The organism is Mesorhizobium sp. P3_A9 (genome assembly GCF_056402975.1).
In genome coordinates this window covers 1-12,359 of record NZ_JBFUGJ010000173.1, presented here as the reverse complement: position 1 = coordinate 12,359, position 12,359 = coordinate 1, and the positions used below count along the sequence as shown (strand labels likewise).

At 63.1% G+C, this 12,359-nt stretch carries 10 protein-coding genes; 6 read left to right on the top strand and 4 right to left on the bottom strand.

Features of this window, described 5'->3' with window-relative positions; genetic code table 11:
• The 3 genes from AC1DX0_RS21520 to AC1DX0_RS21510 all read left to right on the top strand — a co-directional run.
• Window positions 1-1,125 (top strand): OmpP1/FadL family transporter (locus tag AC1DX0_RS21520; RefSeq protein WP_477356780.1); only part of this gene is annotated, 1,125 nt, incomplete at its 5' end.
• Between the two features lie 290 nt (window positions 1,126-1,415).
• Complete coding sequence (ilvD, locus tag AC1DX0_RS21515; RefSeq protein WP_477356778.1) at window positions 1,416-3,140, top strand: dihydroxy-acid dehydratase; 1,725 nt, start codon at window positions 1,416-1,418, stop codon at window positions 3,138-3,140.
• Complete coding sequence (locus AC1DX0_RS21510) at window positions 3,127-3,978, top strand: tetratricopeptide repeat protein (protein ID WP_172228228.1); 852 nt, start codon at window positions 3,127-3,129, stop codon at window positions 3,976-3,978. Before ilvD ends, AC1DX0_RS21510 begins: the two co-directional genes overlap by 14 nt.
• Window positions 3,979-4,180: 202 nt before the next feature.
• Here AC1DX0_RS21510 and AC1DX0_RS21505 read toward each other — a convergent pair whose 3' ends face one another.
• The 4 genes from AC1DX0_RS21505 to erpA form a co-directional block, all read right to left on the bottom strand.
• On the bottom strand, window positions 4,181-4,498 hold the full coding sequence (locus AC1DX0_RS21505; protein ID WP_477222256.1) for a hypothetical protein: 318 nt from the start codon (window positions 4,496-4,498) through the stop codon (window positions 4,181-4,183).
• An 80-nt stretch (window positions 4,499-4,578) separates the two neighbouring features.
• Window positions 4,579-5,373 (bottom strand): exodeoxyribonuclease III, encoded by a 795-nt coding sequence (gene xth, locus AC1DX0_RS21500; protein WP_115142993.1) that lies wholly within the window; start codon window positions 5,371-5,373, stop codon window positions 4,579-4,581.
• Between the two features lie 6 nt (window positions 5,374-5,379).
• Window positions 5,380-5,772, bottom strand: coding sequence for a VOC family protein (locus tag AC1DX0_RS21495; RefSeq protein ID WP_477222257.1), 393 nt, complete (start codon window positions 5,770-5,772; stop codon window positions 5,380-5,382).
• A 4-nt stretch (window positions 5,773-5,776) separates the two neighbouring features.
• Window positions 5,777-6,124, bottom strand: coding sequence for an iron-sulfur cluster insertion protein ErpA (gene erpA / locus AC1DX0_RS21490; RefSeq protein ID WP_477356776.1), 348 nt, complete (start codon window positions 6,122-6,124; stop codon window positions 5,777-5,779).
• A gap of 86 nt (window positions 6,125-6,210) precedes the next feature.
• Here erpA and AC1DX0_RS21485 point away from each other — a divergent pair, with 86 nt between their 5' ends.
• From AC1DX0_RS21485 to AC1DX0_RS21475, 3 genes are all read left to right on the top strand, one after another.
• Complete coding sequence (locus AC1DX0_RS21485; RefSeq protein ID WP_477222259.1) at window positions 6,211-7,425, top strand: deoxyguanosinetriphosphate triphosphohydrolase; 1,215 nt, start codon at window positions 6,211-6,213, stop codon at window positions 7,423-7,425.
• Between the two features lie 62 nt (window positions 7,426-7,487).
• Window positions 7,488-9,245, top strand: coding sequence for an arginine--tRNA ligase (argS, locus tag AC1DX0_RS21480; RefSeq protein ID WP_477356774.1), 1,758 nt, complete (start codon window positions 7,488-7,490; stop codon window positions 9,243-9,245).
• A gap of 103 nt (window positions 9,246-9,348) precedes the next feature.
• The coding region (locus tag AC1DX0_RS21475; protein WP_477356772.1) for an SPOR domain-containing protein at window positions 9,349-12,359 on the top strand (3,011 nt) is incomplete at its 3' end.

Sequence of the window (12,359 nt, the reverse complement as noted above, 5' to 3'; positions counted from 1 at the left end):
GTCGGTGGCACCTATGTGATGCCGCAGCGAAATCTTAAAAACGCAAAGGATACCGACCCTGCTGACGGTACCCTGACTGGTCCCACATTTTCCAGCACGGCTCGCGATACGGAGAGCTATTGGGTGCCCAACGCCGGCATCAAGATCGGCATGGGTCCCATCGATTGCCTGGGTGACTACTCTCAGCCCATCGGTGCCTCCAGCAATCCTGGTGCGAACTGGGCGGGTGCACAAAGCAATGTCGACACGCAGGTAAAGAGCGAAGCCTTTGGAGCGACCTGCTCGTACAAAATGGACCTCGGCAAGGGACAGTTTCGTTTCATCGGCGGCGTGTTTCACGAGGATGTTTCGGGTTTCAAGGAGCAGTTGGTCGCTCCAATTCCGTCCTTCTTCGGCACAGGCATCGGTCGCCTCGATCTCCAAGGTGATGGGTGGGGATGGCGTGCGGGTGTCGCCTATGAAATCCCGGACATCGCGCTGCGCGCCAGCCTGGTCTACAATTCGGCGGTCAAGCTCGACAATTTGACCGGAACACTCGATCTGACTCAAGTTCCTGGATTTATTAACCCGGCAAACCCACTTCTTGGACGCGTGACCGATGTTTACGGTTCCTCGCAGGTGCCGGACTCTGTTGAACTCAAACTTCAGTCAGGCATAGCGCCGGGCTGGCTGGCTTTTGGATCCATCAAGTGGGTGAATTGGAGTGATCTGCAGAGCATTCCGTTCTGCCCGACCTCAACCCAGGGGCTCGTGGCCTGCACCACGACCAGCCCTGTGCGTGCCACGTCGCTTGATTTGCTCTATCGCGACGGCTGGACGGTTTCCGGCGGTATCGGCCACAAATTCAACGATCAGTGGAGCGGTGCTGCGGTTATCACCTGGGATCGCGGGACGACGACCGGCTTGAGCTCGCAGACCGATACCTGGACCCTTAGCGGTGGCGTGGCCTACACGCCAACTCAAAACATCGAGGTTCGGCTCGGCGGTGCGGTTGGTGTGCTTACAAGCGGGTCGATACATTCTGTCCTCGGCAGCGATGGTGTAACTTACGGCACCGATTACACTGCGGACTTTGGCAACGACCTTGTCACAGCACTTTCGACTTCTTTGAAGATCAAATGGTAAGTGACTGAAATTGAATAGGAAAGGCCGGGCATTGCCCGGCCTTTTTCATTTGAGCCGGCATCATCGCCGTGTCCTCTATCCAAGCTGCGTTGCATATAAGCCGCACTGCGGGCGCTTCGTGTGATTGTGACGTTTCGGCAACACTTTCTGAACAACCCCTGCGCTAGAAGTCAGGCCGAGGAAATTGCCCATTTCCCGCCATAAACCCGGCGCACCTCGATCTTGTCTCGGGACACGCGCCAAAAGGCTCGGCGATGGGACAGGCCGCACCGCCCGCGGCAAGGATGAGAATGGACGCCAAGGTCATTTCAAAGGCTAAGCTCCCTAGCCGCCATGTGACTGTCGGTCCGGCGCGTGCGCCGCACCGCTCCTATCTCTATGCCATGGGGCTTTCCGCCGGCGAGATCGCGCAGCCGCTGGTTGGCGTCGCCTCCTGCTGGAACGAAGCCGCTCCCTGCAACATCTCGCTGATGCGCCAAGCGCAGGTGGTCAAGAAGGGGGTAGCTGCCGCCAACGGCACGCCGCGCGAATTCTGCACCATCACCGTCACCGACGGCATCGCCATGGGCCACCAGGGCATGAAGTCATCGCTGGTGTCGCGCGAGGTCATTGCCGATTCGGTCGAACTCACCATGCGCGGCCATTGCTACGATGCACTGGTCGGGCTGGCCGGCTGCGACAAGTCGCTGCCCGGGATGATGATGGCCATGGTGCGGCTCAACGTGCCGTCGATCTTCATCTATGGCGGATCGATCCTGCCCGGCAGCTATCGCGGCCGCCAGATCACCGTGCAGGACGTGTTCGAGGCGGTTGGCCAGCACTCTGTCGGCACGATCAATGATGCCGAGCTTCTCGAGATCGAGCAGGTGGCCTGTCCGTCGGCTGGTTCCTGCGGCGCCCAGTTCACCGCCAACACCATGGCCACCGTCGCCGAGGCGATCGGTCTCGCGCTGCCCTATTCCTGCGGTGCGCCGGCCCCTTACGAAATGCGCGACCGTTTCAATTTCGCCTCCGGCGAAAAGATCATGGAGCTGATCGCGAAAAACATCCGGCCGCGCGACATCATCACGCTGAAGGCGCTGGAGAATGCGGCCACCGTGGTTTCCGCCACCGGCGGCTCGACCAACGCAGCTCTGCATCTGCCGGCGATCGCGCATGAGGCAGGCATCAAATTCGATCTCTTCGACGTCGCMMAGATTTTYGAGAAGACGCCTTACATCGCCGAYYTSAAGCCGGGCGGCAAATATGTCGCSAAGGAYATGTTCGAGGCCGGCGGCATTCCGCTGYTGATGAARACSYTGCTCGACCATGGCTATCTGCATGGCGATTGCCTGACGGTCACTGGCCGTACTTTGGCCGAAAACATGGAACATGTTGCCTGGAATGAACATCAGGATGTGGTCCGCCCGGCCAACAGACCAATTACCCAAACCGGCGGTGTCGTGGGGTTGAAGGGAAACCTCGCCCCCGAAGGCGCGATCGTGAAGGTCGCGGGCATGGCGGAGTTGAAATTCTCCGGCCCGGCGCGCTGTTTCGATTCGGAAGAGGAATGTTTCGAGGCGGTGACGCATCGCAACTACAGGGAAGGCGAGGTTCTCGTCATTCGCTACGAAGGACCACGCGGCGGCCCGGGCATGCGCGAGATGCTGTCGACGACGGCAGCCCTCTACGGCCAGGGCATGGGCGGCAAGGTGGCGCTGATCACCGACGGCCGCTTCTCGGGCGCGACACGCGGCTTCTGCATCGGCCATGTCGGGCCTGAAGCAGCCGTGGGCGGCCCGATCGGTCTCATCCGGGATGGCGACGTGATCTCGATCGATGCCGTGAACGGCACGATCGAAGTGGCGCTGTCCGATGAAGAACTGGCGGCGCGGGCCAAGACCTGGAAGGCGCGCACGACCGACTAYCAGTCGGGCGCGATATGGAAATACGCACAGACGGTCGGGTCTGCCCGCGACGGCGCGGTCACCCATCCGGGCGGTGCGAAAGAAACACACTGCTATGCGGATATCTGAGTTGTTGAAGTCAACACCAGAGTTGTTGAGGTCATCTGTCCTTCCGGCACTGGTCGCTGTCGCGATCTTTGGCGCCGTGGGTCAGGCTTTGGCCTTCGACGACAAGGTGTTCGACGACAAGACCGGCGTGAAGCCGCAGTCGAGCCCCTGGGCCGTGTTCCAGTTCGGCTTTTCCGCCTACAAGAACGGCCACAAGGAACAGGCGGCCGAAGCCTATAAATACGCCGCCGAAAACGGCCAGATCGGCGCCACCTGGAAGCTTGCCCGTATGTATGCCGAGGGCGACGGCGTGGCGCGCGACGACTATGAGGCGTTCAAGTTCTTCTCCGAGATCGTCGACCAGGATGTCGAGCCCGGTTCGCCGGAAGAAAGCTATGTCTCCGACGCGCTGGTGGCGCTTGGCGATTATCTGCGCACGGGCATTCCCGGCAGCCCGGTCACCGAGAACGAGGTGGCTGCCCAGGAATATTACATGCGCGCCGCCGCCAACTACCGCAACCCGAACGCCCAGTTCGAGATGGGGCAGATGTTCCTGAAGGGTGAGGGCGGTGTGAAGGCCAGCGTCAAGCAGGCCGGGCGCTGGTTCCAACTCGCCGCCGAAAAGGGCCATGCCGGCGCGCAGGCGACGCTTGGTCATCTCCTGTTCCAGAGCGGCAAGATCGTTCGTGGCCTGGCGATGATGACCGCGGCGCTCGAACGCGCCTCGCCGGCCGATCAGCCCTGGATCCGTGGCATGCAGGAAGAGGCCTTCGCCGCCGCCGGCGAAGCCGACCGCCGTACCGCGATTTCGCTGGCGGATGACATCCTGACCAAGGGCACCGCCAACACGGAACAGTAGGGTCGTCTGCCGATCTTCCCCCTCGTGGGGAGATGCCCGGCAGGCCAGAGGGGGGCGCTGTCCCGCCGCCCCTATCGGTCAATCACAGCTGGGTAAGTCTCGGCACTTCGTAGCTTGGACGAGAGGTAGAGTTCCTTCGCGCCCACCTCTGGCCTGCCGGTCATCTCCACACAACGGGGGCAGATCAGCTGATCAGAAAAAATCAGTTCTCGGTCGGCTCCGTCGGCACCATGCTTGGCGAGGGCGTCGAGATCGGCGTGACGTGCAGGTGCGGAGCCATCGTGTTTTCAGGGCAGCTGTCGCCGACCTTCGTCCAGGATGTGTTGTTGAGCACCATCTCGCAACGAGCCAGATGGCTCTGGTCGGCAACCGTCAGGCAGGCGACCTGACCGACCGGATAGGATTTTCCATTGGCAAGACATTCCTGGGCGGCAAAAGCCGGCACCATGGCGGCCGTGGCAAATGCCAAGCCGATCGGACAAACGACAAATCGAATGGTCATGGGAACCCCGGCCGCCATGATGATTTTCAATCATGCGCCTGATTTGTGGCGATATGAGGTCCAGCATGGGCGTGCCCGACCTCAGGCCGCAGAGGTCGTCAGGCTGGCAGCAGTGCGAGGTCGATCGCCACCGGCACGTGATCGGAGGGCTTTTCCCAGGCGCGCACATGCTTCTCGATCGAGGCCGACGAGAATCGGTTGGCGGCTTCCGGCGACAGCAGCAGATGGTCGATGCGGATGCCGTTGTTCTTCTGCCAGGCGCCGGCCTGATAGTCCCAAAAGGTGTAGGTGTCGGGAGCATCGGTGACCGCGCGCACCGCTTCGGTGAAACCGAGGTTGAGCAGCCGGCGGAAGGCCTGCCGGGTCTGCGGCTGGAACAGCGCGTCGCCCAGCCAGTTCTCCGGAAAGCGCGCGTCGATCGGCTCGGGAATGACATTGTAGTCGCCGGCCAGCACCAGCGCTTCTTCCAGCCTCAGCCGCTCCTCGGCCCAGCGCTCCAGCCGCGCCATCCAGGACAGCTTGTAGGGGAATTTTTTCTCGTCATCGATCGGATTGCCATTCGGCAGATAGAGCGAGGCGACGCGAAGCGCGCCCTTGTCGGTCGAGAACACGCCTTCGATGAAACGTGCCTGCTCGTCGGTGTCGTCGCCCGGCAGGCCGCGATTGACTTCGTCGAAGCGTAGCTTCGACAGCAGCGCCACGCCGTTGAAACCCTTCTGGCCATGGGTTTCGACATTGTAGCCCAGTGCCTCGATCTCGGCGCGCGGGAACTGCTCGTCGACCGTCTTGATCTCCTGCAGGCAGACGATGTCGGGCGCGCTTTCGGTCAGCCAATGGGTGAGGTTACCGATGCGGGCGCGAACGCCGTTGATGTTCCAGGTGACGATTTTCATGACGGTCTATTCTTCCTGCGGCGCGTGGCGTTCGACAAGCCCGATCGTATTGCCTGCCGGATCCTTTAGGAAGGCCATCCACTCGCTTTCCCCCGCCGGACCGAATGTGCCTTCGGTGTCTCGATGGACAAGCGCGGGCGGCGCGGTAAAGGGAACTCCGGATGCCTTGGCGTCGGCGTGGAAGGCTTCGAGGCCCGTAATGTCGAGATAGACCGTGCCGGCCGGAACGCCGTCGGTGAACAGCAGGCGCACATCGCCCGCCATGATGAAGGCGATGCCGGGGGGATCGTAGCGGGCGTGAACGCCCATGCCGAGCACATCGCGCCAGAAGGCCAGCGTCGAATCAAGGTTGCGTCCGGCCGAAAGCGCGATCTGACGGACCGCGCCGATGCCAGGCATGCCGCTAGATGGAGAAGCTCGTGCCGCAGCCGCAGGAGGCGACAGCGTTCGGATTGCGGATCTGGAAGGACTGGCCCATCAGATCGTCGACGAAGTCGATTACCGAGCCGCCCATATAGACCAGSGASARATCRTCGATCAGCACSGTGGCGCCGTCCTTCTCGATGGCGACRTCGTCRTCRTTGCGGGYGTCGACSAGGTCGAAYTTGTAGGAAAAGCCSGAGCAGCCGCCGCCTTCGACSGARACGCGCAGCGCCGTCTTGCCGGCCTCGCCMGASACGATTTTCGCGATCCGCYTGGCGGCGGAGTCGGTCATTTCGACTTTCATTGCRGTCTTGGCATCAGCGCCCATGGGCGTCACCTTGCTTTCGGTTTCACATGATAGGTATGAAGCGCAAGCGGCCAAGTCAACTAACCACGTCAATTGCGGCATCGATCATGACCAATGAGTTGGGCGACATCGGATTCGGCTACCGGCCACGCGCGGCCTACGCCACCGATCCGGCGCGCTCGCGCGGCCGACTGTTCGACGAGGTCGAAAGCCCGACCCGCACGCCGTTCCAGCGCGACCGCGACCGCATCATCCATTCGACGGCGTTCCGGCGGCTCAAGCACAAGACCCAGGTCTTCATCGCCCATGAAGGCGACCATTATCGCACAAGGCTGACCCATTCGATCGAGGTGGCGCAGATCGCGCGGGCGCTGGCGCGGGCGCTGCGCGGCGACGAGGATCTCGCCGAAGCGGTGGCGTTGGTGCATGATTTCGGCCACACGCCCTTCGGCCACACCGGCGAGGACGCGCTGAACGACAAGATGGCCGCCTGGGGCGGCTTCGACCACAACGCGCAGTCACTGCGCATCGTGACGCGGCTGGAAGCGCGCTACGCCGAATTCGATGGGCTGAACCTGACCTGGGAGACGCTGGAGGGCCTGGTCAAGCACAATGGCCCGCTGACGGACGCCGGCGGCAAAGGCCTGAAAGGGCCGGTGCCGCAGGCRATCCGCGATTATTCSGARCTGCAGGATCTCGAACTGGACCGGTTCGCCGGCATCGAGGCGCAGTGYGCKGCGATYGCCGACGAYATCGCYTACAACACSCATGACATCGACGAYGGCCTGCGGGCAGGGCTGCTGACGCTCGATATGCTGAAGACCGTCTCGCTGCCGGGGACGATCCTGGCGGGTGTGCGCGAGCGCTATCCGGTGCTTGATGACGTGCGTACCGGCCACGAACTGATGCGGCGGCAGATCACCGCCATGGTCGAGGATGTTATTGTCTCCACGACCACCAATCTGGAGCGCGTCGGACCGCGAAGCGCCGACGCGGTGAGGGCGGCAGGCGAGACGATGGTGACCTTTTCCGCCGAGATGGCCGCGGCCGAGAAGGAACTGAAGGCTTTTCTCTACAAGCACCTCTACCGGCACAAGGAGGTGATGCGGGTGCGCGCCGGCGCCGAGCAGATCGTCAGGGACCTGTTCGACGTCTATTTCGCCGACCCGCGCGCCATGCCGGACGGCTGGCGCGAGGGGCTGGACCGGGCCGAGGATCGCATCAAGGCGCGCAGCGTGGCCGATTTCCTGGCAGGGATGACCGACACCTACGCGCTCAAGGAACACCGGCGTTTGTTTGACCGCACCCCGGATTTGAGCTAGGGCGGGCGCGATTTTGCCGGCCAACGAGCCGGATTCGCCATAAAGCCGCCAGAGCAATACCCATGAACATCTTCGCCGATTTCACCGCGCGAGTCACAAAGGCTGTCGAAGCGCTTGATCTGAAAGACAAGGACGGCGTTTCGCCGGACTTGTCGCGCATTGCCGTCGAACCGCCGCGCGACCCCAGCCATGKCGATCTCGCGACCAATGCGGCAATGGTGCTGGCTAAGCCCACCGGGCAGAATCCGCGCGCGCTGGCCGAAAGGCTGGCACTGGCGCTTCGGGACGACAAGGATGTCGCCGCCGTTGACGTGGCCGGCCCTGGCTTCGTCAATCTGAGGCTCAAGGACGGCTTCTGGCAGGCCCATCTGTCTGCGCTTCTGGGCGAGGGCCGCAACTACGGCCGCTCGACGATCGGCGCCGGCAGGAAAACCAATGTCGAATATGTCTCCGCCAACCCGACGGGCCCGATGCATGTCGGCCATTGCCGGGGTGCCGTGGTTGGCGACGCACTGGCCAATATGATGGCGTTTGCCGGTTACGACGTGACCAAGGAGTATGTCATCAACGATGCCGGCTCGCAGATCGATGTGCTCGGGCGCTCGGCCTTCCTTCGCTACCGCGAAGCGCTGGGCGACGATATCGGCGAAATACCGGCTGGTCTCTATCCCGGCGATTACCTGGTGCCAGTCGGTCAGGCGCTGGTCGCGGAATTTGGCCGCAAGCTGCTGCAGATGCCKGATGACGAAGCGCTGGCCATCGTCAAGGACCGGACCATCGATGCGATGATGGCGATGATCCGCGAGGATCTGGCGCTGCTCAACGTGCACCACGACGTGTTCTTCTCCGAGCGCACGCTGCATGCCGACGGTGCCAAGAAAATCCGCTTGGCGATCAATGACCTGACGCTGAAGGGCCATATCTACAAGGGCAAGCTGCCGCCGCCCAAGGGCGAGAAGCCGGACGATTGGGAGGACCGCGAGCAGACGCTGTTCCGCTCGACCGCGGTCGGCGACGACATGGACCGGGCGCTGGYCAAGTCCGATGGCRCGTTCACCTATTTCGCCGCCGATGTGGCGTATCTGAAGGACAAGGTCGATCGCGGCTTCGTCGACCTGATCTACGTGCTTGGCGCCGACCATGGCGGCTATGTCAAACGGCTGGAAGCTCTGGCGCGGGCAATTGGCGGCGATGACGTAAAACTAACCGTCCTGCTGTGCAACCTGGTCAAGCTGTTTCGCGAAGGCGAGCCGGTTCGTATGTCGAAGCGGTCCGGCGATTTTGTCACGCTTCGGGAAGTGGTGGAGGAGGTCGGCCGCGACGCGATCCGCTTCATGATGCTCTACCGCAAGAGCGATGCGCCGCTAGACTTCGACTTTGCCAAGGTGACCGAGCAGTCCAAGGACAATCCGGTGTTTTATGTGCAGTACGCTTCGGCGCGCTGCCATTCGGTGTTCCGGCAGGCAAGCGAGCAGTTGGGCGAGGCGAACTTCGATCGAAACAACCTGTCCGCCGCGGCGGCTTTGCTGACCGACGAGGGCGAGCTTGGCCTGATCCGCAAGCTTGCGGAATATCCGCGCCTGATCGAGTCCGCCGCTCTTGCGCTGGAGCCGCATCGGCTGGCATTTTATCTCTACGATCTGGCTTCCAGTTTCCACGGACACTGGAACCGGGGCACGGATAATCCGGACTTACGGTTTGTTAAGGTTAACGATCGTAAATTGACGCATGCCAGACTAGGGCTGGTGCAGGCTGTTTCGGACGTTCTCACGTCCGGCCTGACGCTGATCGGGGCCGCCGCGCCCGCCGAAATGCGTTAGGTTTGACTAAATAACCTGTCACCTTTTGCCCACATTGCGCTGGTAAGGGCCAACCCTGCGCGACGTCCATGGCGTCCGAATGAGTGCGAGTTCGGGAACAATAATGGCAGACAGAACCCAGCTGARAGYAGCCGACAACAACGACATCGCTGACGATGATCCGTTCGCGGARCTGACCAGGATCATGGGWTTCGAYCCGCGYCAGCCGGTMAAGCMGCMGGCGCCGGCCCAGCCGCAGCCCGCTGTCGCCGATCAGTCCGTGCGAGAGGACGATTTCGATATCGACCTCGAAAAGGAACTGATGGGCGATTTCGACGCTGGCGATAGCGCTGCCGCTCCGGTTGTCGAAGTTCATGAGCCGGCATTCGAAACGGCGGCCACGCACGCTGCCGACGACGATCTTGCGCTGTCGCTCGATGACGATTTCCATCTGGACTTCACGGGTGCCGATGACCATTCGGTCGTCGCCAGCCAAACAATTCCCGGCGCTGCCGAAGCCGCGCCATCCGTCGAACCTGCCTTCGACGTCGATTTCGACAATGCCGTCGCCAGTTCGCTSGARGAYGTKTCGCCSTTCGARGACGATCTGCCGATGGASGACGAGCTTGCMGCGTCGCTCGATCAGGATTTCCACATCGAGGACCATACCGTCCAGATCGAAGACGAGGCCGTCGAGCCCCAGCATGCCGTTGCCGAGGTGCCGGTGGCTGTCGAGCCGGCGCCCGAGCATGAATTCGATGATGCGGTCGCGCGTTCGCTGGAAGACGAGCTGATGCTGGACGACCATTCCGCGGATCAGCACCATGTGGCTGCGACCGCGATCGACTATCCAGAGCCGGTTCTGGCCGCCGCGAATGAGACCCAAGCGATTTCCGACGAGGGTTTCGAGGGTCACTTCGACGACGCCATGGCCGATGTCGATATGGATTTTGACGTTCAGGCGGACGAGCCGGTGGCCTTTGCAGCGGAAACGCACGAAGTGCTCGCCGATGCCGTGGACGCCAGGGGCGACTTCTCAAGCCCTGAGGCCGTTTCGGATGATGCGTTCGATCTGAACTTGGACGACGCGTTCGCCGAGCCTGTCGAAGAGCCGGGCGCCGAGGTCGCGACCGCCGCTGTCCAGCCGATAGCTCCGGCAGCGATCATGGCCGAGCCGGTGCGGGCCCCCGTGGCGGACGAACGAAGCCTCGAAGACGAGCTGAACGCGCTTCTGGGCGCCATGACGGCGCGCACGCTGCCGTCGGCCAAGGAGCCTGTCGTGGCTCAGCCCGTCGTCGCTCAACCCTTTGTGGCTCAGCCGCCTGCTGCTCCCGTTCAGTCGTATACCGCCGCGCCTGCAACGGCTGCCGAGGAACCYGCCGATCTCGTCGGCGATCTCGACTGGGATCTCGACGAACAAGCGCCCGAGGATCTGCATCCCTCCAGTGCGGCTCACGCCGCCGATGTCGATCTCGACAATCTGCTGCTCGATGAGCTCCAGGGCCAGGATCTTGGCGTTCACGCCGCTGGTCATGTCGATGTCGATTTCGACAATGATGCGTTCGACGCTGCCTTGGCCAGGAACCTCGATCCGCGTGACGAGGTCGCTTCCCAGCAGGATCAGGACGATTCCCTCGATTGGCTGGCCGAACGCTCCGCGCCGACCGAGCCGACCCGTTCGTGGAGCCGCGTGACGCCGGTGCCCCAGCAGCCGGCATTCGCCGCGCAGCCAGCCGCCGCTATGGCGGCCAGGGTCGCCGCGCCTGATGTGGCCCCAGCAGTGGCCTTTGTGCCGTCCTACCGTGCGCCCGAGCCGGTTGCGGCTGCTGCCTATGCAGCCCCCGTATCCGCACTGCCGCCGCACCAGTCCTCGCGCTACGAAGAGATGCCTGACGTTGAAACGGTCGATGTGCCGGAGCGCGTCGTGGCGCTGGCGGACGATCTCGACATTCCTGAACTGCATTTCGAGGAAGATGAGCCGGCCTCGCCTGGCTATGACGATCTCGACGCCGAGTTCTCCAGCCTGCTGACGGAAATGAATTCGGTGGAGGTCGCGCCTGCTCCTGCTGCTCCCGCAAGCAGCGCTGCCTATGCCGATGAATCCTACAACGCCGGATTTAACCCCGGATATGCGGCGCCGACATACGAAGAGCCCAAGCCGGCCTTCCAGCCGGAAGCGCGGACCTATGCGGCGCGTCCGGCGGAAATGCCGGCCCGTGCTGTGGCGAACACAGGCTATGCCGACGCCGCCGATGGCTTCGATCTCGACAGTCTGCCCGGCAGCCAGCCGGTCTCGCAGGCGGACGATTTCACCGTCGATGAACTCGACTATGATCCCGAGCTGGACGAAGCGATGTCTGTTCCGGGTCTCGGCGAGCGGGAAGCGGCCAGGCCGTCGGGCCGCCGCGGCCTGTTCATCGCTGCCATTGTCGGCGCCGTGGCGATTGCAGGCGGCCTTGGTGCCTTTGCCYTGTCCTTYGGCGGCAAGGGYGGCAGCGAWGCGCCKGTSATCGTCAAGGCSGACAAYKCACCGATCAAGGTCAAGCCGGAAAATCCGGGCGGCACCGTGGTGCCGAACCAGGACAACAAGGTCTATGACGCGGTGGTCAAGGGCGCCAAGCCCGCTGAACCCGTGCAGCAGAAGCTTGTCACCAACACCGAGGTCCCGGTGGATGTGCAGGCGAAGGATCCGGCCCGTGCCATCGATCTTTCTGCTGATCAGAGCGCTGCCGTTGGCGGCGCCGATGACGGCAATGCCGCGCCGACCGCCAGCGCGGCGCCGTCCGCCAATGCAGCGCCTGCCGACAATGCGGCGCCTGCCGACAATGCGGCGGTGCCCGCGCCCAAGGGCGAGGATCGCATCGCGCAGGTGTTGCAGGATACAGACAAGGGCACCAACACCGATGTCGTCGCCGTTGCGCCGCGCAAGGTGAGGACCATGGTGGTCAAGTCGGACGGCTCGTTGGTGCCGCGCGAGGATCCAGCACCGGCCGCGCCGCAGGTGGCGGCGGCTGAGCCGAGCGATCCGGCGCCGCAGCATGTCGCGCCGTCGGCCCAGGCCGATGCCGASCAGACCGGCACCGTGGCGCCCGCCGCTGCCCAGGCGGACGACGAGCCGGCCCTCAAGCCTGCAGC

Bases quoted from the DNA above. Each gene is read 5' to 3' on its own strand.
- AC1DX0_RS21510 (WP_172228228.1), top strand. From the start codon at position 3,127: ATGCGGATATCTGAGTTGTTGAAGTCAACACCAGAGTTGTTGAGGTCA.
- AC1DX0_RS21505 (WP_477222256.1), bottom strand. From the start codon at position 4,498: ATGGCGGCCGGGGTTCCCATGACCATTCGATTTGTCGTTTGTCCGATC.
- xth (WP_115142993.1), bottom strand. From the start codon at position 5,373: ATGAAAATCGTCACCTGGAACATCAACGGCGTTCGCGCCCGCATCGGT.
- AC1DX0_RS21495 (WP_477222257.1), bottom strand. From the start codon at position 5,772: ATGCCTGGCATCGGCGCGGTCCGTCAGATCGCGCTTTCGGCCGGACGC.